This window comes from Pseudoalteromonas luteoviolacea NCIMB 1944, from assembly GCF_001625565.1.
GTDB lineage: Bacteria > Pseudomonadota > Gammaproteobacteria > Enterobacterales > Alteromonadaceae > Pseudoalteromonas > Pseudoalteromonas luteoviolacea_F.
This window is the reverse complement of the sequence record NZ_AUXS01000016.1, coordinates 414195-438532: the sequence shown is the minus strand read 5'-3', so window position 1 is coordinate 438532 and position 24338 is coordinate 414195. Positions and strand designations below refer to the sequence as shown.

The following is a 24338-nucleotide window of genomic DNA, read 5'->3' as shown; positions in this document are numbered from 1 at the left end:
GCGGTTTTAAATTGCCACATGAAAAGGTGAGAGTATGGCTAATGTTTCGCTAGATGTAGGTTTAAACAAAACAGTTTCACCTCAACATCGACAGACTGAAGAAAACCAAGATGATCAGAAGTTTATGGCCATTATGGCGCAGGCGAATGAGCAGGAGCAGGAAAAAAGAGCCAGTACTGACAATGAAGGCAGTAAAGAGGTTTTACGCGGATTTTTCACTACAAAAAGCGAAGAGAGTAGTGAAGAGCAGCACGTCAATAGTGTTGACAACCCCAACCACATCGGCCCAGATGAACGCCTTAAACTAGATGACTCACACTTGCCAAAACCAAAAAATGGCCCAGATGTCATGTTGCAAGTTGAAAAGTCAGCAGGAGAGCAAGACCAATCAAAGTCAACTAGCCCTGATAGTTTGCTATCTCAAATTACTGCCTCAAATAACCAAAAGACAGATGTTGAACATCACGTCGGGGCACTGCCAAAATCTATGCAGGATCATGCTGGAAAGGTTGAAATTGTTGCTCCCGACATAATAGCCAAAGAGACTAAAAAAGGTCCGATTGATTTAATTGGTCCGATAGTTAAGCAAGGGGAAGAGCCGCAAGTTGAAACGGATGGTGTTAAGGTGACCGGCAGAAGTGGCTTAGAAGAGGGGCAAGCTGCAAAAACTAAACAAACTCATGTAGAAGCCTTCAAAGCGACAGAGCCAGGTCCTAGATACTCTGAAGGCCCAATTATTGGCTCAAAGGAGCCAACTGACGCTAAAGCGAGCCAAACGAATAATGACCAACTTGAACGCGGCAAAAACTTAAACTCAAAAGTAGAAGCATTTAACGGTGAAATTAAGCCGAGGGAATGGTTTTTACACAATAAAAATGCGGCAAGCCAAGAGGCAATAGCCCAGCAACAAGCTGATGTAAAAGCCACTCAAGTGTCCCAAAGTGCAGAGAAACCAAGTGTTGCATCGAATGTCAATGGCGAGTCTACAGAGCATCTAACAAAGCCTGTTAAGCAACCAGAAGTTGGCCCTCAAGCTGAAACAACTCAGTTAGCAGCTGATATTAAAAAAGCGCTGTTACAAGCCCGAGAGCCTGCATCTACTCAGAATTCAACACAACAAACAGATGAACAACCAGCAGCTGTGAATATGGGTAAAAACACAGAAGCTAGTGCTATGCAGCGTATTCCCGCTGATATGAGTAACAAGTCCATATCCGACTTAAAAGCCATGGTCGAACAGCTGAGCCCTCAAGAGAAAAAACAATTAGAAGTGGCGCTCAAAGAAAGTATCAATAGCGACAAAGCAGCAGATCCCCAAGTTAAGCGAATAGAAAGTACGCTATATGCAATGGTAACTGGCAAACCAGTAGGAGAAGCTAGCAAGGGTGAAGCAGGGACAGCACAGGCACAAAATGTTGCAGTCGTAGGGCAAAAGTCAGACAAGACTGTTGAAAGTCAATCTAAGTTGGATAGCTTAGTTAGCGATGCGAAGACACCTCAAGCAGCTAAACCAGAAGTAACGTATAATTCAACAAAAGTTGTTTCAGCCAAAGAAACAACAACTGCAGAGTCACCTAAACAAAATGTTGAGGTAGCACCAAGTGATGAGTCACAAGAGATGACATCTGATACCGATAGTGAACAGTCGCAAAATTCGGGTAGCAACCAGCGCCAAACCGCTAGTGCAAATGTGGAAAATATCTTCAAAGCGATCCGCACTTTAGGCACAGAGCAGGTACAGAGCAAAGAAGAATTTGAACAAGTGATCCATCAGGTTGAACAGTCTCGTCAGAGTCAGCAAACTGTGCAACAACAAGTGACAGCGCAGGCTAAATTACAGGCTGATCCGGCTGTAACACAAGCTTTGAATCTAGCAAGAAATGATGCCGCAAAAATGTTGCAGGATAAAGTTAACATGATGATTAACTTAAATAATAAAGAGGCTGAAATACGTCTTGATCCTGCTGAACTGGGCAGTATGCAAATCCGTATCCGCTCAGATGCTGAACAGGCACAAATAAATTTTGTTGTTCAAAACCAACAAGCTAAGGAGCTGCTGGAAGAATCTATGCCTAAACTGAGAGAAATGCTAGAGGAACAAGGCATTGAATTAGGAGAAAGTAATATTCAACAACAGTCCGAAGGCAACAGCGACAACGAAGGGAATGAGCAAAATGGTCATGGAAAACTTGCTAATGAAGGCAGTGAAGCGCAAAATAATAAAGAACAATCAGTGACTAGCAGAAAACAAAGTGATTCGGCGATAGATTACTATGCTTAACAACTGCTATTATTAGAAAAGATTATTGAGTTATAGAAGCGCACATATGGCAGAAGAAACCGATTTAGAAATAGAAGAAACGGGTGGGTCGAAGAAGAAACTTATCATCATAATCGCTGCTGCGGTGGTTATTTTAGGTGGTGCAGCAGCCTTTTTCCTATTGTCTGGTGGTGAAGAAGAGGAAGCTTCGTTAGAAGAGGAAGCGACCGCTGTACAGGAAGACTTAAGCGAACAAAACTCAGCTGAAATGGGTAGTGCATTATATGTTGCTATGCCGCGACCTTTCGTATTTAACGTGCCTGGTGCGAGTAGAGACCGAATTGTGCAAATTAAAGTGCAACTTTTGGTGCGCGGAGACGTTAATGAAGAAGTTGCCAAGAAGCATATCCCGCTTATTGAGGGGACTTTATTGAGCGTATTTTCGACGACTACTGCAGACGAACTAAGTACGAGTGCAGGCAAAGAGACTCTGCGCTTGACAGCACTGGACAAGGTGCAAGCTGCAATGGAAGGCGTTGAGGGCAGCAAGGTGATAGAGCGTGTGCTGTTTACTGGTTTTGTAATGCAGTAGGACTAAATTGTGAGTGACTTATTATCGCAAGACGAAATCGACGCGCTACTCCATGGCGTTGATGAAGTCGAAGAAGATGAAGTATCCACAGGTGAAGAGGGCGAGGATGCAAATGCCTTGCAATACGACTTTTCATCGCAAGACCGCATTGTTCGTGGTCGGATGCCAACACTTGAAATTGTGAATGAACGTTTTGCGAGACATATGCGGATCAGTTTATTCAATATGATGAGACGCACTGCTGAAGTGTCTATCAATGGCGTCCAAATGCTTAAGTTCGGTGAGTATATTCATACTTTGTTTGTACCCACTAGTTTGAATATGGTGCGGTTTCGTCCACTCAAAGGTACAGGCCTCATCACTATGGAAGCGCGACTGGTTTTCATTTTGGTGGACAACTTCTTTGGTGGCGATGGTCGTTACCATGCCAAAATTGAAGGGCGAGAGTTTACGCCGACAGAACGCCGTATTGTTCAAATGCTGCTCAAGATCATCTTTGAAGATTATAAAGAAGCTTGGGCACCTGTCATGGATGTGTCATTTGAATATTTAGATTCAGAGGTTAACCCCGCGATGGCGAATATCGTTTCGCCTACCGAAGTAGTCGTTATTAGCTCATTTCATATAGAACTAGATGGAGGTGGTGGAGACTTCCATATTTCTCTTCCTTACTCAATGCTAGAGCCTATAAGAGAATTACTGGACGCAGGTGTACAGTCGGATACAGAAGATACAGACCTACGTTGGAGTAAGGCGCTTCGCGATGAAATAATGGACGTTGAAGTCGAAATGTCAACACAGTTATTGGAAGTCGACTTGTCACTACAACAAATTATGGATCTAAAAGCAGGAGACATTATTCCTGTGGAGATGCCAGAACATATTACTGTTTTTGTCGAAGAGCTACCTACATTTAGAGCAAAAATGGGTCGTTCTAGAGACAATGTTGCTTTACAAATAAGTGAAAAAATCAAACGTCCAGAGTCTGTTAAATCAGAGCTTCACGTATTTACCAAAGGTGGTAAAAAGCTCGATTCGGATGCAGAATTGGCGGAATTAGAAGAAGATCTGCACCTGTCTGAAGGTGTAGACCTTGACTGGTGATCAAGTTTTTAAGGTAGTTAGTGCATGAGTGATGATCAAGATACAATGGACGAATGGGCGGCAGCACTTGCTGAAGCAGAAGATGCTGATCAAGGTGATGCTGAAGTAGCCGAGCTTGAAGAGCTTGAAGAAAGCAACGCCAACCTAAGTGTTGATGAAAAAAGAAAGCTAGATACGATTTTAGATATTCCCGTTACCATTTCAATGGAAGTGGGTCGTTCTAAAATAAACATTCGTAACCTGTTACAGCTTAACCAAGGTTCGGTCGTCGAGTTAGATAGGGTTGCAGGTGAGCCTTTAGATGTACTCGTTAACGGGACTTTGATAGCTCACGGTGAGGTAGTCGTGGTAAACGATAAGTTTGGTATACGACTAACAGATGTCATTAGCCAAGTAGAGCGAATTAAAAAGCTCAGGTAATATATTAAAAAATGACTTGGATAATGTTTTCAAATGCGGCTGCAGTTTCGCAGCCACAAGGAGCAAGCCTGGAAATAGTGACAGTGATGTTGTCACTGGCTGCTATTGTTGTTCTAATAGTTGGCTTAGCTTGGTTGGTGAAGCGGATAAACCCTAATGTGGGTAACAATCAAGATTTTAAAGTGATCCGAAGTATGCCTTTAGGGACTCGTGAGAGATTGCTTGTAATCGAAATTGATGACAAACAGCATTTACTCGGTGTTACTCCCCAAAATATCAACTACTTATATCAGTTGGAAACTCCTTTAAGTGAAAATCAAACGGCCCCTTTTGTCAAAGAGCTCAGTCGTTTTATGAATCAACCCATAAAAAAAACAAAGTGAATATCATGCTTCGATTGCTAATTCTACTTGGATTAACTGTATTTATTCCACAAGTAAGCGCTAATGATGGTATCGAAGCGTTGAGTGTGACGACCAACCCTGACGGGTCTCAAGAGTACTCTGTAACACTTCAAGTGTTAGCCATCATGACGGCGTTTAGTTTTATACCTGCCGCATTGATCATGATGACTTCATTCACCCGGATCATCGTGGTACTGGCGATATTACGTCAGGCAATTGGCTTGCAGCAGTCACCGTCAAATCAAATTTTGGTTGGTATGTCATTATTTTTGACATTTTTTATTATGGCCCCCATTTTTAGCAAAATATATGATGAAGCGGTGCAGCCCTATATCAATGAAGAAATGACGTCGGTACAAGCTTTGCATGCAGCAAAAGAGCCAATGAAGGAATTTATGCTGTCGCAAACACGGATAAAAGATTTGGAGACTTTTGCGAAAATAGCTGGTTATGATAAGTTGGATAGCCCAGAAGATACGCCATTTATCGTCATCATACCGGCGTTTGTAACTAGCGAACTGCAAACCGCTTTTATAATTGGGTTTATGTTCTTCATTCCATTTCTAATTGTTGATTTGGTGGTCGCCAGTGTTTTGATGGCAATGGGTATGATGATGCTATCACCCATGATTGTCTCTTTACCATTTAAGATCATGCTTTTTGTCTTAGTTGACGGCTGGTCCTTGGTTATGGGGACATTGGCACGAAGTTTCGGCTTAGGAGTGTAAGATGGAACCGGAAATATTTGTAGATATTTTAAGTGACTCACTGTTTATCGTCATCAAATTAGTTTCCGCAATTGTGCTTCCCGGCTTGATGGTTGGTCTTGTGGTGTCCGTGTTTCAAGCCGCTACATCAATCAATGAGCAAACCTTAAGCTTTTTACCAAAACTCATCATTACGCTGGTTGCCTTAATCGCAGGGGGCCATTGGATGACTCAAGAGTTGATGGACTTCTTTAAACTAATGGTTATGCGTATCCCTGAAATAGCAGGCTAGGATGGAGTTTTTATTCTCAGACATAATGCAGGGGTTAAGTGATTACTTGATCCCTTTCATTCGCATTAGTTCAATGATCATGGTGATGGCTGGTTTAGGTGCGCAAAGTGTTTCAAAGCGGATAAAAATTTGTTTATCTATGGTGGTGACTCTAGCTGTTGCTCCCGCAATACCGCAATCACAATTTACCGACTTATTTTCGTTTCAGATGATACTGGTGGTGATCCAAGAAATGATTGTTGGAGTAGCGATTGGCTTTGCTTCGCTGCTGTTATTAAATACCTTTATTCTTGCCGGTCAAGTTTTGGCGATGCAAACTGGCTTGGGCTTCGCATCCGTTGTTGATCCATCAAATGGTTTGAGCGTGCCTGCCGTAGGCCAGTTTTACTTAATTCTAGCAACACTGTTGTTTTTTGTGTTCAACGGCCATTTGATGATGATCCAAATGATTGTATTTAGCTTTCAGTCGTGGCCTATCGGAGGCGACTGGTGGCATGTGGATAATTATTATGACATTGCTAACTGGGGGTCTTGGCTGTTCGCAACGGCTTTGTCTCTTTCGCTGGCACCTTTAACTGCAATGTTAGTGATAAATTTGGCCTTTGGTATCATGACGCGTGCCGCGCCACAAATGAATATTTTCTCTGTTGGCTTTGCGTTTACCCTAGTAGCTGGACTAATGATTATTTGGGCGACGCTGGGCAACTTTACCATGCAGTATGAGTTTCAGTGGCTTAAAATGACAGAGCTGATGTGTAATTTAATTGGCTGTACGGTGTAGGAGAGTAAGATGGCTGAAGATTCGGGTCAAGAACGTACCGAAGAACCCACCGCGAAAAAGATCAGTGATGCGAGAAAAAAAGGCCAAGTCGCTCGTTCTAAGGAACTGGGGACGACTTTTGTACTTATTTTCTCGGCCGTCGCACTCATTTTATATGGGGCGGATATCGCAAAAGGCCTTTATAACATCATGGGCCGCATGCTCACACTCAATCGCAATGAAACATATGATACAACCAAAATGTTTGCTGTTTGGGGGGATGCATTCTCCGAACTTTTCTTTCCTATGTCGATGTTTGTTTTGATTATTCTTGTCGCCGGTGTGATCGGTAATACACTGCTTGGCGGCTTTAATTTTAGCTGGGAAGCCGCGTCTCCAAAGCCCAGCAAAATGTCGCCGATGAAAGGGATCAAACGCATGTTTGGACCGCAAGCCGCAGTCGAGTTGCTTAAATCGATATTAAAGTTTGTACTGGTTGCTGGGTTTGCAATTTTATTCATCAAGTGGATGTTTTACGACATCTTACACCTGAGTATCGAATCGGTACCAGGTAGTGTTATCCACTCATTGGAGATTTTGTCTTGGCTGTTCCTAGCTCTCAGTTGCACCATGATCATAATTTCTGCCATTGATGCACCTTATCAAAGTTATAACCACAACAAGCAATTGAAGATGACGTTGCAAGAAGTGAAAGATGAGTATAAAAACTCAGAAGGTGATCCACAAATTAAAGCGCGCATTCGTAGAACACAACGAGAAATGTCACAGCGGCGCATGATGCAAGATGTACCTGATGCAGATGTTGTTGTAACAAACCCCACACACTACTCAGTAGCGCTGAAATATGACACAGAAAAAGCAGGTGCACCTATGGTTATAGCCAAAGGAGTCGATGAATTAGCAATGCAGATCCGAAAAGTGGCTAAAGGTAATGAGGTGCCGATTGTCGAATCTCCCGTGTTGACTCGTTCTTTGTATCACACCACAGAAGTGGGTGACCAAATACCTGATCAGTTGTTTACTGCAGTGGCACAAGTGCTCGCTTATGTATTCCAGCTGAAAAAATTCAATAAAGGCCGTGGTCGCAGGCCTAACGAGCTGAGTAAAGACTTACCTATTCCTGATAGTTTGAAACACTGATAGTTTGAAACACTGATAGTTGGAACGAAGTTTGCTTTAACTTATCTGCGTCAATAAATTGAAGTTGATAAGTTATGGATTTTAAAGCGGTTCTACAACAAATTAATCGAGACAAAAAAGAATATGCGAAGGGGATAGGTACACCGTTACTGGTTCTTGCTGCGCTAGGTATGGTGATATTACCCATGCCTCCGTTTTTGTTAGATATCTTATTTTCATTCAATATTGCACTGGCATTGGTCGTATTATTGGTAACGGTATATACGCTAAAACCACTTGAGTTTGGTATGTTCCCGGCGGTGCTTCTTATTGCAACAATCATGAGGCTGGCACTGAATGTTGCCAGTACTCGAGTAGTGCTTCTCGAAGGTCACAACGGTGGTGATGCGGCTGGTAAAGTGATTGAAGCATTTGGCTCTGTTGTGATCGGCGGTAACTATGCCGTTGGTTTGGTCGTTTTCCTAATTCTTATCATTATTAACTTTGTGGTAATCACCAAAGGTGCTGGACGTATTTCAGAGGTATCAGCACGTTTCACATTAGACGCGATGCCAGGTAAACAGATGGCAATTGACGCAGATCTGAATGCCGGTTTTATTTCAGCTGAAGATGCACGTACCCGCCGAGAAGAAGTGACAAGAGAAGCGGATTTTTATGGTTCGATGGATGGTGCCAGTAAATTTGTAAAAGGTGATGCGATCGCTGGCATTGTGATACTTGCGATCAATATTATTGGTGGACTATTTGTCGGTATGGTACAGCATGACCTTACGTTCGGCAGAGCTATGGAGGTATACACGCTACTGACGATAGGGGATGGCCTTGTTGCACAGTTACCTTCGCTGTTGTTATCAATCGGCACCGCAATCGTTGTGACACGTCAAAATGAATCGCACAACATGGGTGAGCAGGTAACACAGCAGTTAGGTAATGAAAAGTCACTGTACATTGCCTCTGGTATCCTCATCGTAATGGGCTTAGTGCCGGGTATGCCACATGTTGCATTTTTAGGCTTGGGGAGCTTAATAGGTGGCTTAGCATATTACTCGAAGCAGCACAAAGCAAAAGCTGCTGCTGAACAAGCTGAGCAAGAAGCCAAAGGTACGCAAGTAGCTAATAAGCAGCAAGATCAAAAAGAGCTTGGGTGGGATGACGTTCAACCAGTTGACGTGATTGGATTAGAAGTAGGTTATAGACTTATTCCACTTGTCGATCAGGCTCAAGGTGGTGAGTTACTGAGCCGAATTAAAGGTGTGCGTAAAAAGTTATCACAAGAGCTTGGTTTTCTCGTCCCTCCTGTTCACATTCGCGACAATTTAGAGTTAGATCCTAATGCTTATAAGATCACGCTAATGGGCGTTGGGTCTGGCGATGGCGAACTAAAACATGGCGATGAACTAGCGATTAACCCAGGCCAGGTATTTGGACCAATTCAAGGTGTCGCTACAAAAGATCCGGCTTTTGGATTAGATGCTGTCTGGATTAAACCTGACCAAAAAGATGAGGCTCACTCTTTAGGTTATACGGTTGTAGACGCGGCTACAGTGGTTGCAACGCACATTAGCCAGCTGTTGACCAATAATGCTTCTTTGCTGTTAGGCCATGAAGAAGTTCAAAACTTATTAGATATGTTAGCGAAAAGCCATCCGCGATTAGTTGAAGGGCTAGTTCCAGATGTACTACCACTGACAACGATTGTAAAAGTACTGCAAAATTTACTCAATGAAGGTGTGGCAATTCGAGATATGAGATCAATTGTACAGACCTTAGTTGAATACGGTCCGCGAAGCCAAGACCCTGATGTACTAACGGCTGCAGTGCGAATTTCACTACGCAGACTCATTGTTCAAGATGCTGTTGGTAACGCTGATGAGATACCTGTCATAACATTGGCGCCCGAGTTGGAACAGATGTTGCATCAGTCACTTCAGAACGCAGGTGATGAGGGGGCAGGCATAGAGCCAGGACTTGCAGAGCGACTTCAAGGTTCATTGAGAGAAGCGCATCAAACGCAAGAAATGCTAGGCGAGCCGTCCATCTTATTAACCTCAGGTATGTTAAGAAGTGTTTTATCTCGATTTGTCAAACATACGATCCCTGGATTAAGAGTGATGTCTTATCAGGAAGTACCAGACGAGAGACAAATCAAGATTATTAGCTCTGTAGGGCAATAATAGAGGAACGAGGTGCTGAGTTATGAAGATTAAAAGATTTTTTGCAAAAGATATGCGTACTGCTCTAAAAGAAGTAAAAGATGAATTAGGTGCAGACGCGGTGATCATGTCAAACAAAAAGCTTGCTGACGGCGTAGAAATTGTCGCTGCAATTGACAACGACCGTGTAGCGCCGCAGGCACAGGCAGCACCCGTGGATACTCGTCCAGAGCCTGCACCTGCAGCTGTACAAAAGCCAACATATAGTCAGCCTGCAAGAGTGGTTAAGCCTCAAACGCGTCGTCCTCAAGCACAGCCTCAGGCTCAAGTGGCTGATAGCCTAGAAGCGCTCCTAGAGCGTCAAGCTCCAAAACCTCGTTCTCCTGAGCTTGCTTCTATGTTTTCGAACTCAGGTATAGATACTGATGACTTGTTTCAACCTCAACAAGCACAGAGACCTGAATTTAATCAAACTCAGCAAACTCAACCTATTAGCGCTCGTCAACGTCCTGTTAAAGAAGCAGATCCTATTTCTTCAGATTGGGGTTTTGACGATGATTTAGATTCAGAGCTGGATCCGCAACAAACAGTTAAAGCCGCTCCACAAGATGAAATGAGCTCGATGCGTGATGAGATGAATGCGATACGTCAATTACTTGAATATCAGCTTTCGGGTTTAATGAAACAAGAAATGGAACGACGTGATCCGACCAGAGCTTGTTTAGTGGACCGCCTTCAAGGTATGGGTATTAGTTCTGATGTCGCAGAGCAAATGGCCTGTTTTATCCCTGATGACGTATCGAGAAAAGAAGCGTGGAATGCACTTTTAAATATGGTTGTAAATCAAATGCACACAACCAATAACGATATTCTTCGTCAAGGCGGTGTGTATGCCATGGTTGGACCAACTGGAGTTGGTAAGACAACTACTGTTGCAAAGCTAGCTGCATTAGGCGCTCAAAAGTATGGTGCAGATAAAGTTGCTTTAATTACCACAGATACATATCGAATTGGTGCTTACGAGCAATTGGCAACTTATGGTAGAATCATTGGCTGTCCGGTAAAGCAAGTTAAAGATGCTAATGAATTAGCAGAAGTTCTTTATCATTTACGAAATAAACGACTAGTATTAATAGATACTGCAGGCATGAGTCAAAGAGACTTGCGTTTAACTGAACAACTTAATACATTGATGCGTAGTTCAAGAGTTGATATTCGTAGCTATTTAGTATTAAGTGCAACATCGCAAATGCATGTTTTACAAGAAACTGTCAATCACTTTAAGAAAGTAAATTTAAGCGGTTGCATTTTTACAAAACTTGATGAATGTCTAAGTTTAGGTGAGATTATTAGTATTGCGATTCAAAATCGTTTGCCAATAGGGTATCTTACCAACGGACAGCGAGTGCCAGAAGACATTCGTGTAGCAAATGCTCAAAAATTAGTTAAAAAGGCTGAGCAATTGTATTTAAAAAGAACAAAAGCACAACATTCACGACGTGAAGCAGTGGCGTCCCAGACAGTAGGAATGTATGATTAATACAGTTTTAGATCAAGCAAGTGGCCTGCGTAAAATGAATCAAAAAAGTAACCACGGAGTAAAAGTAATAGCAGTAACTGGTGGTAAAGGAGGAGTCGGTAAGACCAATGTTTCATTGAATACTGCGATTGCGTTAGGACAACAAGGCCATAGAGTATTAGTTTTAGATGCTGACCTTGGATTAGCAAATTGTGACGTAATGCTAGGGTTACGTGTTGAACGCAACCTGTCTCATGTGCTATCCGGCGAATGTGAATTAGATGAGATTTTAGTTGAAGGGCCTGCTGGTATAAGAATTGTGCCTGCTACTTCAGGCTCTCAAAATATGGTTGAATTAAGCCCAGCAGAACATGCAGGTCTTATTCGAGCATTCAGTGAATTAAGCAACGATTTTGATGTTCTGATTGTTGATACGGCTGCTGGTATTTCAGATATGGTACTCAGTTTTTCAAGAGCAGCTCAAGATGTCATGGTTGTCGTTTGTGATGAGCCAACGTCAATCACAGATGCTTACGCACTGATAAAAGTATTAAGCCGAGAGCACGGAGTTTACAAATTTAAAATTGTCGCGAATATGGTGAGAAGCCTTCGCGAAGGCCAAGAACTTTTTGCAAAGCTCTCGAAAGTGACGGACAGGTTTTTAGATGTAGCGCTTGAACTCGTTGCAACAATACCTTTCGACGAAAATATGCGAAAGTCTTCGCGTCGTCAAAAAACGATCGTGGAACTCTACCCTAATTCCCCAGCAGCAGTTGCATTTAGGGGATTGGCAAGTAAAGCAGTGAAATGGCCTGTACCTCACCAGCCTTCAGGTCACTTAGAGTTTTTCATTGAGCAACTAGTTAACGGGTAATTATGGCTACACCGGTCAATCGAATGGCGGGATATCAAACAGCAGATCACCTGAATAAGGTGGTTGAGCGTCATACACCTTTAGTCAAAAAAGTTGCTTGTCATTTGCTCGCGAGGCTACCCGCGAGCGTTCAACTCGATGACCTAATTCAATCAGGCATGATCGGCTTAATTGAAGCGACAAAGAATTTTGATGCAAGTAAAGGGGCTAGTTTTGAAACCTTTGCTGGGATTCGAATTCGCGGTGCTATGTTAGATGAAATACGCCGCGGAGACTGGGCTCCACGCTCAGTTCATAAAAATAGCCGTATGGTGGCAGAGGCAATTTCTGAGCTGGAAACAGCCTTAGGCCGAGAGCCTAAAGATACTGAAATCGCTGAAAAACTTGATATTCCCTTAGATGAGTACCATCATATTTTACATGACGTAAATGCAAGTAAAATTATTGGCATTGAAGACTTGGGTGTCGATCAAGATGTAATTTCACCTGCAGGCAGTGATTTAGCGCTAGACAAACCATTCAATAACGTTAAGAATGAGCGCTTTAATGAATCGTTAGTAGAAGCAATTAAAACATTACCGGAGCGAGATGCGATGGTTCTGTCTTTGTACTATAACGATGAAATGAATTTAAAAGAGATTGGCCAGATCCTTGATGTGAGCGAGTCTCGAGTGAGTCAGATTCATGGTCAGGCAATGATTAAACTCAGAGCCAAGATAAATGACTGGATCAATTAGAGTACATTTTATTATTTATTTAGGTTCAAACCTCACCGGAGGAAGTTTTGGATAAGAACATGAAAATTCTCGTGGTTGATGATTTCTCTACAATGAGAAGAATAATCAAAAACCTGTTGAGAGACTTAGGCTTTACAAATGTTCAAGAGGCAGATGATGGCAGCACTGCGCTTCCAATGTTGCAAAATCAAGAATTTGACTTTGTTGTTACCGATTGGAATATGCCAGGTATGCAAGGTATCGACCTGCTAAGAGCGATAAGAGCCGATGACAGCCTTAAGCACATTCCTGTGCTGATGGTAACTGCAGAAGCTAAAAAAGAACAAATTGTTGCAGCAGCTCAAGCTGGTGTGAATGGTTATATCGTCAAGCCATTTACAGCTGGAACATTGAAAACTAAGTTAGAAAAAGTCTTTGAACGCTTAGGCTAGTTACGAGTAAGGATAGGCTTATGTCAGAATCCTCTGCGCCACAAATAACATTAGAGCAAGCAAAGCAACTTGTTGAGTTTCTTGAAAATGGTGAACAAGAAAAAGCTGATCAAATTTTAATTGAAGCGACTAATAAAGAACAATCTGAATTATTTGCTGAAGTCGGAAAATTGACACGCCAATTACACGAATCGTTGAAAAACTTCGAGTTAGATACGCGTTTATCAGACTTAACAACTGAAGCCTTACCAGATGCAAAACAACGTTTAAATTATGTCATGGAAATGACAGAAAACGCGGCTAACAAAACAATGGACGCGGTGGAAGCGAGTTTGCCGCTTGCTCAACAGTTGGCAGATGAGCTTTCTGAAATAAAGCCTACCTGGGATAGGTTAATGAGTCGTGATATACAATTAGGGGAGTTTAAATCCCTGTGTCACGACTTAAACGACTTTATGCAATCTTCACAAGGCCGTACCGACGAGCTACAAACCTTGATGACAAATGTATTGATGGCGCAAGATTATCAAGATTTGACCGGTCAAGTTATTCGCCGAGTCATTGAACTTGTCAGAGAGGTTGAAGACAGTTTAATTCACTTATTAACTGTATTTGGCACGTCAGAAGTGGGTCAACTTAGCACGGCTCAACAACCACAAGAAGTAGTTGAAACCACCACTGATGAACTATCTGGTCCAGAAGGACCTATCATTGACGCTGAAGAACGAGACGATGTTGTGTCTGGTCAGGATGAAGTTGATGATTTGTTATCTAGTTTGGGTTTCTAATAGGAGAGTATAATAATGAGCTTTGAAGTCGATGAAGATATCTTACAAGACTTTCTTGTTGAAGCTGGAGAAATACTCGAACTGTTATCTGAGCAACTCGTTGAATTAGAAAACAACCCAGATGACAAAGATTTACTAAATGCAATTTTTAGAGGTTTCCACACCGTCAAAGGTGGTGCAGGCTTTCTAGGCATGAATGAGCTGGTTGATGCTTGTCACGGTGCTGAGAATGTTTTCGATGTACTGAGACAAGGCCAACGTTCAGTCAACCCAGAATTAATGGATGTGATCTTGCAGTCACTGGATACAATAAACGATATGTTTGCTTGTATTCAAAACCGCGAGCAACCAGAACCTGCTGATCAAGCGTTACTTGATGTATTGCACAAGCTTAGCCAACCAGCATCTGCTGACGAAGAACCTGTCGCATTAACTCCAGAACCAGAGGCTGTTGTTGCCCCGCCGCCAGAAGCACCACCCGAACCTGAAGCTGACGTATTTTTTGACTTAGATGGCAGTAGTGAAGAAAGTAGCGAGCCCGCTAAGTCTGATAACATTGATGAAATAACAGAAGAAGAATTTGAAAGCCTGTTAGATGAGCTACATGGCTCAGGAAACGGTCCTTCGGTAGAAGAGCAAGCACCGGCTGCCCCGTCGCCTGCTGCACCGCCAGCAAATGCAAATGACGGTGATATTACTGACGATGAATTCGATAGTTTGTTAGATGAGTTACACGGTGTTGGTCAGTTTGGTTCTACACCCACTGAACCTGAGAAGCCAGCGGCTCCAGCTGCTTCAGCACCAACACCAGCGCCTGCGACAGAATCGACAGGTGCTGATGAGGAAATAAATGATGACGAATTTGAGGCCTTATTAGACGAGCTACATGGTAAAGGTCAGGCGCCTAAGAACAAGGAAGAGTCGTCAGAAAAATCGGAACCTGCACCGGCACCAAAAGCTGAACCTGCCCCTGTTCCAAAGCCTAAACCTCAGCCAGCTGCAAAAGTGGAAGCGCCAAAACCGGCTGCGAAGCCTGCGGCAAAATCGGCACCAGCGCCTGCTAAAGCAGAGCCAAAAGGTGGAGCAGCGAAAAAGCCAGCAGCGCAAGCTGAGACCACAGTCCGTGTTGATACAAAACGCTTAGACCAAATAATGAATATGGTCGGTGAGTTAGTATTGGTTCGAAATCGTTTAGTAAGTCTTGCCAATAACAGCAACAGCGAAGCTATGGGTAAAGCCATCTCAAACCTAGATGTGGTTACCGCAGACTTGCAAGGTGCTGTTATGAAAACGCGAATGCAGCCAATTAAGAAAGTATTTGGTCGCTTCCCTCGCGTTGTTAGGGATTTGGCGCGTAGCCTTAAAAAAGATATTAATCTGATCCTTGAAGGTGAAGATACTGATTTAGATAAAAACCTCGTAGAGGCGCTGGCGGATCCTTTGGTTCACTTGGTTAGAAACTCTGTTGACCACGGAATAGAAATGCCAGATGTTCGTGAAGCGGCTGGAAAAGTGCGTACAGGTACAGTGACCTTGTCAGCTTCACAAGAAGGTGATCATATCCTATTGACCATCAGAGATGATGGTGCCGGTATGGACCCTGAAAAACTGAAGAAAATAGCGATTAGTAAAGGCGTAATTGATTCTGATCAGGCAAGCAGGTTGTCGGATACAGAGGCATATAACCTGATCTTTGCACCAGGATTTTCGACTAAAGAACAAATATCTGACATCTCGGGCCGAGGTGTTGGAATGGATGTTGTAAAAACCAAAATTACTCAGCTTAATGGCCAAGTGAACATTCAGTCAGAGCTGGGAGTGGGCACCATATTAGAAATTAAAGTGCCACTCACACTTGCTATTTTACCTACATTAATGGTGATGGTTGGAGAGCAGACGTTTGCCTTGCCGTTGGCTGGGGTAAGCGAAATCTTCCACCTCGATTTAACTAAAACCAATGTAGTTGATGGGCAATTGACTATTATTGTGAGAGAAAAAGCGATACCACTCTTTTATCTTGAACATTGGTTAGTCAAAGGCACTGACATCAGTCAGAAGAAAGCTGAAGGCCACGTGGTGATAGTACAAATCGGTACTAAACAAGTTGGTTTTGTAGTTGATTCATTAATAGGTCAAGAGGAAGTGGTCATTAAACCACTCGATTCTTTACTACAAGGTACTCCAGGCATGGCAGGTGCGACCATCACATCGGATGGCGGGATTGCATTGATTTTGGATGTACCAAGTATGTTGAAGCATTACGCGGGCAAATAGCGTTTGACGCTTTTTGCTGTCACCGAATTAGTGGTGCCAAGGGCACCACTTTTCGGATCTGTAACATAAAAAAGAGCGATGCCAATGGCAGTAAAAGTATTAGTTGTTGATGACTCAAGTTTTTTTCGTCGTCGTGTAAGTGAAATACTGGAAAAAGATGCTGGTATTGAAGTCATTGATTTTGCAGTAAATGGTCAAGAGGCCGTTGAGAAAGCCAGTAAATTACGCCCTGACGTAATTACAATGGATGTTGAAATGCCTGTATTAGACGGTATCAGCGCCGTTAAAAAAATAATGCAAAGTAACCCGACGCCAATCTTAATGTTCTCGTCGTTAACAAGAGAAGGGGCAAGCGCCACTTTAGACGCACTAGACGCAGGTGCGGTTGACTTTTTGCCCAAAAAGTTTGAAGACATTGCACGAAATAGCGAAGATGCTACACGGGCGTTGCAGACCAAAGTTAAAGAAATTGGTAGGAAGCGAGTTAGTCGATTTACGAGGCCAATGACCTCGCCTAAACCCGCGACTCCAGCTAGTCCAGCAGCGAAACCGGCGCCATCAAGTTTACGTTCTACCTCAACAGTCTCGCAGCCGGATAGAAGCTTCCAAAGAGCAACACCAGAGACAACAACACAAAGAAGTTTCAAGGCATCTGGCAAATCATATAAGGTCGTCGCCATTGGTACATCGACAGGTGGTCCGGTAGCTCTGCAAACAATATTAACTCAATTGCCCGCTAACTTCCCTCATCCGATATTGCTTATTCAGCATATGCCAGCGGCGTTCACACCAGCTTTTGCTCAGCGATTGAATAGCTTGTGTAAAATTAAGGTGAAAGAAGCTGAGCAGGGTGACAAATTGATGCCGGGTGTCGCTTATCTTGCGCCAGGTGGCAAACAGATGATGGTTGAGTCGAGAGGCGGCAGCAAATCATTAAAAGTGTTTGAAGATGATAGCCCGAGAATTACATATAAACCTTGTGTTGATGTAACTTTTGCGAGTACGGCAAAAGCATACTCAGGTGATGTATTGGCGATTGTTTTGACTGGAATGGGCGCTGATGGCAGAGACGGTTCTCGTATGCTCAAGCAAGTAGGAGCAACCATTTGGGCACAAGATGAAAAAACGTGTGTTGTTTATGGTATGCCACAAGCAGTTACCGCTGCTGGTTTATCATCTGAAAGCTTAGCATTGCAAGATGTAGCTTTACGTATCAATAAAGAGCTGGGGATTGCTTAAGGCATATTGAATTGTTAAAACAGCTTTGCCATGAGTCACAAAGGAATAAAATAATAAAGTGAAAATTTGGACGGTAGCTAATCAAAAAGGTGGTGTGGGCAAAACAACCACAGCTGTGAGCTTAGGCGGTATTTTGGCCGCTGAAGGTAAGAGAGTATTATTGATTGATACGGATCCACATGCATCACTAACCTATTACTTTGGAATAGACTCTGAAGATTTAGAGGTGAGCGTATATGATATTTTTATACGCGGCTCTAATATGCAAAGCGAAGAGATCTTACAAGCGCTATGTCCTTCTACTGTTGAAAATCTAGATATTTTGCCAGCAACTATGGCCATTGCAACACTGGATAGAAGCATGGGAAACCGCTCTGGTATGGGGCTGATACTAAAAAAAGCGCTTGCGAAAATCAGCGAGTATTATGACTATGCGATTTTAGACTGTCCCCCAGTGCTTGGAGTACTGATGGTCAATGCATTGGCTGCAAGTGAGCGAATATTAATCCCAGTACAAACCGAGTTTTTAGCGCTTAAAGGTCTAGATAGAATGATGCGAACAATGACATTAATGCAAAGTTCGCATTCTAAGCAATATCAATATACTATAGTTCCTACAATGTATGATAAGCGTACAAAAGCGTCGCTAGAAGCCTACAAATCTTTGGTTGAGTCATATCGGGATAAAGTCTGGCCAGGTGTTATCCCAGTTGATACTAAATTCAGAGATGCTAGCTTGGCGCAAAAGGTTCCGGTACAATTCTGCCCAAAATCAAGGGGAGTATATGCGTATCGAGCTTTGCTTGAGCATATTGGTGAATTAGAAAGAGGTAAGAATGAGTAAGCACCTGTTTGCAAACGAACAAGTGATGAAACAATATCTTGGTGCCCTACTGCAAGAAGAGGAAGATCAGGATGTTGCACTTGCACCCGTTGCAAAGTTGCTTGAATCTATCCCAGATGCTCAAAAGCAAGAGCAGCTACTCAAACAAGCCGAGGCAATAGAAGAACCGAAAGCAAAAGTTGAGCTGAAAGTTCAGACTCAGGAGGTTCCTGTAGAGGAAGTTCTGCAAGAAACTCCGGTGAAGCCAACTCAAGAGCTTGAGATAACTGAAAATACAACTATTATCAAAGAACAAGCTCCCGCGCAAAGTGCTGCAAAGGAAGCTTTTATCGAGGGTGAATTTCAGGCTTTATTCTTTGAAGTGGCAGGGTTAACGTTAGCGGTTCCTTTACAGGCACTTGGTGGAATTCATCAGCTGACAGAGGTCAACCAGCTATTTGGTAAACCGAAGTGGTTTAAAGGTGTGATGTTAAACCGCGAAGAAAAGTTAAATGTTGTCGATACGGCGCGTTGGGTTATGCCTGAAAAGTATACCCCTGAGTTAGAATCTCAGCTTAACTATCAATATTTAATCATGCTAGGAGACAGCCCCTGGGGGTTGTTAGCGGAAAAGCTAGTGAATAATATCACGCTCTCAGCAGATGATGTTAAGTGGCGAACAGCATGTGGCAAGCGTCCATGGCTTGCTGGTGTTATCAAAGAAAAAATGTGTGCGCTTATTGACGTAGAGAATTTAAATAGGTTGCTAGAACAAGGCCTCGATAGCCGAGAGCAGTAACTAGCATCAATCTGGAGTTTAATCATGAGCCAAGAAAGAATACTTTCTGCAGATAAAAATGCCGATAGTAATGATGAAGTCCTGCAGTGGGTGACATACAAACTAGAGGAAGAAACGTACGGTATCAATGTAATGCAGGTGCAAGAAGTGCTTCGTTACACTGAAATAGCCCCTGTTCCAGGTGCACCAAGTTATGTGTTAGGTATTATCAATTTACGTGGTAATGTTGTAACCGTTATAGACACGCGTGCCCGTTTTGGACTGATGAGTGCTGAAGTAACTGACAACTCTCGTATTGTTATTATTGAGGCTGAAAAGCAAGTCATTGGCATTTTAGTAGACAGTGTTGCTGAGGTTGTTTATTTGCGCAGCTCAGAAATTGACAGCGCGCCAAATATTGGCACCGAAGAAAGTGCTAAGTTTATCCAAGGTGTTTCTAACCGCGAAGGTGAGCTACTGATTTTAGTCGATCTTAACAAACTACTCAGCGATGATGAGTGGGATGAGTTGAGTCATCTGTAAATTGTGGCGGCAGTAACATTAGATGATGTACTTATTGTACTTGTAATAGCGGCGAGCTTGATTAGCTTGCTGTGCTTGGGTTTGCTTTTTGTGTTTAGTAAGCGGATACATCAGACCCAGCAAAGTAATGCTAGATTGCTTAAACAAACACAAAATGATGCAGAACAAATTAGCATTTTAAGAAGCGAAATTGCTGAAGTTAGGGCAAGTGTACTAAGTATCGGAAAGCGTCTTGTCGCTTGTGAGAGTTTTGCCAAAGATTTGGCGCAGCAGCAAGCAGCGCAAAAATACGATGACCCAGACGCAAAAATATATTCTCGGGCTGTCAAAATGGTGGAGCTCGGTGCTGACCTTGAGGAGATCATGAGGGAATGTGAGCTGCCAAGGGCTGAAGCTGAACTACTTATGTCTTTACATAATAAGTCTTAAATTAAAAGGTGCCAAATGGCGCCTTTTTAGTTTTAAGGCTTTAACGAGCTTTGCTAAGTTTAACCTTTAAAAAATTCACTCACTATGTGTGGCTTATTCTAGCGATAGTGAGTCGTCTGCAACCTTATCTGGCTGTTATTTTGTTCCAAGGAGGAACAGTGTTCAAAATATTGACAGGCTTAATTGTGTTGTGGACTGTTATAGGCTGCACTCAAACAGTAGATGGACTGCAACAACAATTAGAACAGCAGGTTGTCGACAATGCAGCAGCGCATGGTATACCGGCTCAAGCTGCTCTTGTAAATAAAAATGGTAAGGTGATTTTTAAGTTCGCTACGAATTCACCGAGTTCCAGCCTGCCCCAGGCTCTAGATGAGCATAGCGTCTTTCCTATTTTTTCTGTGAGTAAGCTGTTTGCTAATGTACTTGTTTATCAGCTATTAGAAAAAGGGCAATTAAGCTTAGAAGATAATATAGGTGACTATTTAAATTTACCGCAGCAATGGCAAAAAACTCCCTTACGTTCATTACTCAACCATACATCGGGCATACCTGAGTACTTTACAGTAACGGATGGTCAGGTGGTCGCGCCGAGCTCCATTGAAGAAGTAATGATAGCACTGCAGGGTTTTCAGCCAATATCAGAACCAAATGAGAAAATAGCATATACACAAACCAATTATTTGCTGATTAAGTTACTGCTGGAGGCAGTTACTGCACAATCATACGAAACGCTAGTAGAGGAACGCATATTTAATCCATTACTAATGTCAAACACATATCTGCATGGACGTTCCAATACCAGTAATTCAGTTGCGTCATATCTTCCCGGCGGCGGACAAGACCTTGTGGCTAATCGATATGTTTTTCCTGCATACGCTAACTCTCACACTGGTGCATACTCCACGACACACGACTTAAATAGTTTTTTATCAGGATTAATGTCAGGCAAGCTGGTGAATGTTGCGCTCTTGCGAGAGCTTTGGCAGCAAAGTAAGCTCACCAATGGTGATATGAATTATTTTGCTTCTGGTTGGCACGTTGAAAAAATGGGGCGTTGGCAGAGTGTTGGACATGATGGTGGAGCTTTATTGCGAGTAACGGCGATGCTAAATCAGGTAACGGGTGAATATATGCTTTTTATCTACCTAACAAATGGTAATCTTGATGGCGTTTGGAGCAGCCGCCTCATTAGTTCACTACAGCAGCACGTCTTGCCAGACACTTATTCTCGTCTGATAGCCTGGGCCAGATACAAAGGTTGGTATATATTTTAAAGTTGGTATAACGAGATCCAGTAATTGACGTCTATTTTGTTAATTAAGTCTGAGACTGCAAACTTCAAACTTAGGCTCAATAACCCGTTATGTTAATTCCACTTAGTCGTGCAACCGTCACGGCAAGAATACTCTTGGGTTGGCATGCAAGCAATACAGCCGGTATGGCCTTTGGTCACTTTACAGTCCCTCATTGGATCTGTAGGGGGCAAAGATCCAAACCCTCCTGCAACTTTGGGTGTTGCATCTTGCATGGCATTGCCATTTTTCATTAGTTGCTTCAAATGCTTTTTGTTCATTGAAGGTTTCATTGTTCACTCCTTGTTTGTTCTATTTAGGTTAATTTTGTGTAAATGTACCCTATATGGTACTGTAGTACAACATTTAATCGGTACGTCAAGGAGTCGGCATGAGTTTGAGTATAATTATTCCCTTTTTAAACGAAGGGGTTAACGTTGAAAAAACCTTATCTAGCATTTTTAGTACTGTCACAGGTGATGTAGAGGTGGTTTTGATTAACGATGCCAGTGATGATGATTTTGTTTACGAGTCGATTGCTAAGCAATATCACTGTGAATACATTCGTAACTCATTCAGGATCGGCGTTGCAGCATGCAGGGATCTGGGTGTCAAACTTGCGAGTAATGAAGCTGTGATGTTTCTAGATGCGCATATGCAGTTTTTCCAGACAGGTTGGGATAAGCTGGTGCTTGAGAGAGTTTTACACGAACCCAACACTATTTTTTGCGCACGCTCAGTATATTTAAATCTAAACTGGGAGGTTGTTAGCGATGCACCCCAAGGCTGTGGTGCGTTCATACCATTTGACAATGTACAAGATTTTCTCGCGACAAAGTGGTTAGTTAATCCGACTGATGATCATTCAGTACCTTGTATTTTTGGCGCGGCGTATTGCTTTAATAAAAGCTTTTATGAGCAGCTTGGTGGGTTATCTGGTTTACTTCAGTGGGGTGGTGATGAGCAGTTTTTGAGTGCGAAAGCTTTTATGTTTGGTGGGCGCTGCGCATTGCTTCATGAACTCTCTGTGGGTCATGTATATCGAGAAATATATCCATACGAATGCTCCCAAACTCTAAATGTTTACAACCAGCTTTATATTGCGTCGGTATTGCAGCCAAAGGCATTAGCAGATCACATGGTGAACCGTTTTTTGAACAGTGTGAATCAAGTGGAAGGTGCACGAGATTTGCTAGATGATATGCGCGAAGAAGTCCAAGCCCATCGTGAATACTATTTGTCTTTCCTCAATAAAAACAGCTTCGAAGAGTTCTTGGCTTACAATGCGAGTTTTTCTGCATAGGCAATAATTCATTAAGCAACTGCTTAGAGAAGCGCTGCGAATATGCAGACATTTTGTGATTACGTGGAGCCTGTTACTCAAACTGCATGTTCGGTTTATATCACGAGACATTGTTTAGCAGTGCTGAATGTGTGGTGAAGTATTATTTGTCGGGAGAGTTTGAGTAATGAAGTATACCTATGCTAAAGCGCTGTTTGTTTTTTTCACCAATTTTTGTATTAGCAGTAGCCTTGCTACTAGATCTGTTTTGTTTTTATTCTCCCGAAGATGCCAATCGGGATAGTATGGAATTGCATAGCATGGTGATTTTGGAAGCTATTCAACATTTTCATATCCAGGAGGGACGCAAGCCCGATTCTATCGCCGAGATAGAGGAGAGGTTGGCAATGAGACCGCCTCGGTGTTTATTGACGGGACAACCATATGACATTAAATTATTAGACAACTTTTTATTGCTCAAGTGTGAGAGGCAATCCTTAAAGGTTGCAATTGATTGAGCTGTTTTAAAAGCGTTACTGCTGTGATTTTAAATTATTAATGATTTGTGCATCGACCCAGAAAATATCGACATTGTCATAGTTGCCAATATTCATATTTCGATTGAAAAAAAGGTATTTTCCATCAGGTGTAACATTGGCCAATGCTTCCCATGCTGGTGTATTAATTTTGTCGCCCATATTTATCGGATCTCCCCAGCTACCATCGGAAGATTTGAAGCTGATATAGAGATCTGAACCACCAAACCCTCCAGCTCGGGTGGTATCAAAAATCAAGTAGGACTCATCTGGAGCAATAAATGGGTGGAAGCTTTTTCCGGCGTTGATGTTTTTACTTAAAAGCTTGGGAGTCTCATATTCTCCTTTAATCAATCGAGCGTAACGGATGTCGCCAGTGAAATCTTTTTTAAATTCATCAAAAAAGTAGGTTCCTTTTGCTGACACTGTCAGGCGCATTGTCGGTAACGTACCAAATGGTGCCGGTAGCTTTTTTATTTCGGACCATTTATCACCAGTTTTGGTTTTGTAGCGGCTACTTAAATACATAGTTTGGCCATCAGGGGAAATAAACGGGGTGCCAACTCGTTTTGAAACGATTTCCTCATGCCACTGACCTTTTTCATTTTTAAACCTTGTCAATGTTGGGGCTGTGTAAGACCCTCCATTGCGTATCAAATAGAATGAAGACATGTCATGAGAGAATAACCCTGTGAGCTCGTAGTGCTTTGTCGTGACTTTGCCTGGAGCAAAAGGTTTGGGTGTTAGACCAGGAGGCTGTTCACCTAAATATGGATTGAGATCAGACGAAGGAGTTTCATTGCTATTAGCAGCTACTGAAATAAATACGGCAGATAAAACAAGCGTGCCAATCAAGTTTGTTTGTTTCATGGGATTACCTTATATTCGAATGACCCTAGCAAGCTAGGACATGCGTATTTAATTTACACATATAATA

25 protein-coding genes are annotated in these 24338 nt (G+C 42.6%); 23 read left to right on the top strand and 2 right to left on the bottom strand.

Annotation, left to right across the window (positions count from 1 at the left end):
- The first annotated feature begins 34 nt into the window (after positions 1–34).
- The 22 genes from N483_RS27445 (at position 35) to N483_RS06650 (ending at position 21565) form a co-directional block, all read left to right on the top strand.
- Positions 35–2281: a flagellar hook-length control protein FliK gene (locus N483_RS27445; RefSeq protein ID WP_023401805.1), complete on the top strand. Its 2247-nt coding sequence runs from the start codon at positions 35–37 to the stop codon at positions 2279–2281.
- Positions 2282–2327: 46 nt separating this feature from the next.
- On the top strand, positions 2328–2852 hold the full coding sequence (gene fliL, locus N483_RS06750) for a flagellar basal body-associated protein FliL (RefSeq protein WP_023401806.1): 525 nt from the start codon (positions 2328–2330) through the stop codon (positions 2850–2852).
- 9 nt (positions 2853–2861) lie between these two features.
- Positions 2862–3956 carry a flagellar motor switch protein FliM gene (gene fliM, locus N483_RS06745; RefSeq protein ID WP_023401807.1) on the top strand — a complete coding sequence of 365 codons (1095 nt, stop codon included), beginning with the start codon at positions 2862–2864 and terminating at the stop codon, positions 3954–3956.
- 24 nt (positions 3957–3980) lie between these two features.
- Positions 3981–4376, top strand: coding sequence for a flagellar motor switch protein FliN (gene fliN, locus N483_RS06740; protein ID WP_023401808.1), 396 nt, complete (start codon positions 3981–3983; stop codon positions 4374–4376).
- Positions 4377–4387: 11 nt separating this feature from the next.
- Positions 4388–4759 (top strand): flagellar biosynthetic protein FliO, encoded by a 372-nt coding sequence (gene fliO / locus N483_RS06735; protein WP_023401809.1) that lies wholly within the window; start codon positions 4388–4390, stop codon positions 4757–4759.
- Positions 4760–4764: 5 nt separating this feature from the next.
- Positions 4765–5508, top strand: a complete 744-nt coding sequence (gene fliP / locus N483_RS06730; protein WP_023401810.1) for a flagellar type III secretion system pore protein FliP — start codon at positions 4765–4767, stop codon at positions 5506–5508.
- A gap of 1 nt (position 5509) precedes the next feature.
- Positions 5510–5779, top strand: a complete 270-nt coding sequence (gene fliQ / locus N483_RS06725) for a flagellar biosynthesis protein FliQ (RefSeq protein ID WP_023401811.1) — start codon at positions 5510–5512, stop codon at positions 5777–5779.
- A gap of 1 nt (position 5780) precedes the next feature.
- Positions 5781–6560: a flagellar biosynthetic protein FliR gene (fliR, locus tag N483_RS06720; RefSeq protein ID WP_023401812.1), complete on the top strand. Its 780-nt coding sequence runs from the start codon at positions 5781–5783 to the stop codon at positions 6558–6560.
- Positions 6561–6569: 9 nt separating this feature from the next.
- Positions 6570–7700, top strand: coding sequence for a flagellar biosynthesis protein FlhB (flhB, locus tag N483_RS06715; protein WP_023401813.1), 1131 nt, complete (start codon positions 6570–6572; stop codon positions 7698–7700).
- 74 nt (positions 7701–7774) lie between these two features.
- Positions 7775–9874: a flagellar biosynthesis protein FlhA gene (gene flhA / locus N483_RS06710; RefSeq protein ID WP_023401814.1), complete on the top strand. Its 2100-nt coding sequence runs from the start codon at positions 7775–7777 to the stop codon at positions 9872–9874.
- Positions 9875–9896: 22 nt separating this feature from the next.
- Complete coding sequence (gene flhF, locus N483_RS06705; protein ID WP_023401815.1) at positions 9897–11393, top strand: flagellar biosynthesis protein FlhF; 1497 nt, start codon at positions 9897–9899, stop codon at positions 11391–11393.
- Positions 11386–12246 (top strand): MinD/ParA family ATP-binding protein, encoded by an 861-nt coding sequence (locus tag N483_RS06700; RefSeq protein WP_023401816.1) that lies wholly within the window; start codon positions 11386–11388, stop codon positions 12244–12246. The genes flhF and N483_RS06700 overlap by 8 nt, the downstream gene beginning before the upstream one ends.
- A gap of 2 nt (positions 12247–12248) precedes the next feature.
- Entirely contained in the window at positions 12249–12983 is a 735-nt protein-coding gene (locus N483_RS06695; RefSeq protein WP_023401817.1) for an RNA polymerase sigma factor FliA, read from the top strand.
- Positions 12984–13030: 47 nt separating this feature from the next.
- The gene (gene cheY, locus N483_RS06690) at positions 13031–13414 is read left to right on the top strand and encodes a chemotaxis response regulator CheY (protein ID WP_010364893.1); all 384 of its coding nucleotides are present in this window, start codon (positions 13031–13033) and stop codon (positions 13412–13414) included.
- 20 nt (positions 13415–13434) lie between these two features.
- The gene (locus tag N483_RS06685; RefSeq protein WP_023401819.1) at positions 13435–14202 is read left to right on the top strand and encodes a protein phosphatase CheZ; all 768 of its coding nucleotides are present in this window, start codon (positions 13435–13437) and stop codon (positions 14200–14202) included.
- Between the two features lie 15 nt (positions 14203–14217).
- Positions 14218–16476, top strand: coding sequence for a chemotaxis protein CheA (locus tag N483_RS06680; RefSeq protein WP_023401820.1), 2259 nt, complete (start codon positions 14218–14220; stop codon positions 16474–16476).
- An 84-nt stretch (positions 16477–16560) separates the two neighbouring features.
- Positions 16561–17715 carry a protein-glutamate methylesterase/protein-glutamine glutaminase gene (locus N483_RS06675; RefSeq protein WP_023401821.1) on the top strand — a complete coding sequence of 385 codons (1155 nt, stop codon included), beginning with the start codon at positions 16561–16563 and terminating at the stop codon, positions 17713–17715.
- Positions 17716–17773: 58 nt separating this feature from the next.
- The gene (locus N483_RS06670; protein WP_023401822.1) at positions 17774–18559 is read left to right on the top strand and encodes a ParA family protein; all 786 of its coding nucleotides are present in this window, start codon (positions 17774–17776) and stop codon (positions 18557–18559) included.
- The gene (locus tag N483_RS06665) at positions 18552–19337 is read left to right on the top strand and encodes a chemotaxis protein CheW (RefSeq protein WP_023401823.1); all 786 of its coding nucleotides are present in this window, start codon (positions 18552–18554) and stop codon (positions 19335–19337) included. Before N483_RS06670 ends, N483_RS06665 begins: the two co-directional genes overlap by 8 nt.
- 24 nt (positions 19338–19361) lie before the next feature.
- Positions 19362–19859, top strand: coding sequence for a chemotaxis protein CheW (locus tag N483_RS06660; protein ID WP_023401824.1), 498 nt, complete (start codon positions 19362–19364; stop codon positions 19857–19859).
- Complete coding sequence (locus N483_RS06655; protein WP_419555106.1) at positions 19860–20288, top strand: DUF2802 domain-containing protein; 429 nt, start codon at positions 19860–19862, stop codon at positions 20286–20288.
- Between the two features lie 158 nt (positions 20289–20446).
- Positions 20447–21565 (top strand): serine hydrolase domain-containing protein, encoded by a 1119-nt coding sequence (locus N483_RS06650; protein ID WP_023401826.1) that lies wholly within the window; start codon positions 20447–20449, stop codon positions 21563–21565.
- 92 nt (positions 21566–21657) lie between these two features.
- Here N483_RS06650 and N483_RS06645 read toward each other — a convergent pair whose 3' ends face one another.
- Positions 21658–21876 (bottom strand): hypothetical protein, encoded by a 219-nt coding sequence (locus N483_RS06645; protein WP_023401827.1) that lies wholly within the window; start codon positions 21874–21876, stop codon positions 21658–21660.
- 98 nt (positions 21877–21974) lie between these two features.
- On the opposite strand from N483_RS06645, the gene N483_RS06640 reads away from it, so the two are divergent.
- The gene (locus N483_RS06640; RefSeq protein ID WP_023401828.1) at positions 21975–22886 is read left to right on the top strand and encodes a glycosyltransferase; all 912 of its coding nucleotides are present in this window, start codon (positions 21975–21977) and stop codon (positions 22884–22886) included.
- 512 nt (positions 22887–23398) lie between these two features.
- Here the strand turns inward: N483_RS06640 and N483_RS06630 are convergent.
- Positions 23399–24271: a PD40 domain-containing protein gene (locus tag N483_RS06630; protein WP_023401830.1), complete on the bottom strand. Its 873-nt coding sequence runs from the start codon at positions 24269–24271 to the stop codon at positions 23399–23401.
- Positions 24272–24338: the final 67 nt, after the last annotated feature.

Bases quoted from the DNA above. Each gene is read 5' to 3' on its own strand.
- N483_RS27445 (WP_023401805.1), top strand. From the start codon at position 35: ATGGCTAATGTTTCGCTAGATGTAGGTTTAAACAAAACAGTTTCACCT.
- fliL (WP_023401806.1), top strand. From the start codon at position 2,328: ATGGCAGAAGAAACCGATTTAGAAATAGAAGAAACGGGTGGGTCGAAG.
- fliN (WP_023401808.1), top strand. From the start codon at position 3,981: ATGAGTGATGATCAAGATACAATGGACGAATGGGCGGCAGCACTTGCT.
- fliO (WP_023401809.1), top strand. From the start codon at position 4,388: ATGACTTGGATAATGTTTTCAAATGCGGCTGCAGTTTCGCAGCCACAA.
- fliP (WP_023401810.1), top strand. From the start codon at position 4,765: ATGCTTCGATTGCTAATTCTACTTGGATTAACTGTATTTATTCCACAA.
- fliQ (WP_023401811.1), top strand. From the start codon at position 5,510: ATGGAACCGGAAATATTTGTAGATATTTTAAGTGACTCACTGTTTATC.
- fliR (WP_023401812.1), top strand. From the start codon at position 5,781: ATGGAGTTTTTATTCTCAGACATAATGCAGGGGTTAAGTGATTACTTG.
- flhB (WP_023401813.1), top strand. From the start codon at position 6,570: ATGGCTGAAGATTCGGGTCAAGAACGTACCGAAGAACCCACCGCGAAA.
- flhA (WP_023401814.1), top strand. From the start codon at position 7,775: ATGGATTTTAAAGCGGTTCTACAACAAATTAATCGAGACAAAAAAGAA.
- flhF (WP_023401815.1), top strand. From the start codon at position 9,897: ATGAAGATTAAAAGATTTTTTGCAAAAGATATGCGTACTGCTCTAAAA.
- N483_RS06700 (WP_023401816.1), top strand. From the start codon at position 11,386: ATGATTAATACAGTTTTAGATCAAGCAAGTGGCCTGCGTAAAATGAAT.
- N483_RS06695 (WP_023401817.1), top strand. From the start codon at position 12,249: ATGGCTACACCGGTCAATCGAATGGCGGGATATCAAACAGCAGATCAC.
- N483_RS06685 (WP_023401819.1), top strand. From the start codon at position 13,435: ATGTCAGAATCCTCTGCGCCACAAATAACATTAGAGCAAGCAAAGCAA.
- N483_RS06680 (WP_023401820.1), top strand. From the start codon at position 14,218: ATGAGCTTTGAAGTCGATGAAGATATCTTACAAGACTTTCTTGTTGAA.
- N483_RS06675 (WP_023401821.1), top strand. From the start codon at position 16,561: ATGGCAGTAAAAGTATTAGTTGTTGATGACTCAAGTTTTTTTCGTCGT.
- N483_RS06665 (WP_023401823.1), top strand. From the start codon at position 18,552: ATGAGTAAGCACCTGTTTGCAAACGAACAAGTGATGAAACAATATCTT.
- N483_RS06660 (WP_023401824.1), top strand. From the start codon at position 19,362: ATGAGCCAAGAAAGAATACTTTCTGCAGATAAAAATGCCGATAGTAAT.
- N483_RS06645 (WP_023401827.1), bottom strand. From the start codon at position 21,876: ATGAAACCTTCAATGAACAAAAAGCATTTGAAGCAACTAATGAAAAAT.
- N483_RS06640 (WP_023401828.1), top strand. From the start codon at position 21,975: ATGAGTTTGAGTATAATTATTCCCTTTTTAAACGAAGGGGTTAACGTT.
- N483_RS06630 (WP_023401830.1), bottom strand. From the start codon at position 24,271: ATGAAACAAACAAACTTGATTGGCACGCTTGTTTTATCTGCCGTATTT.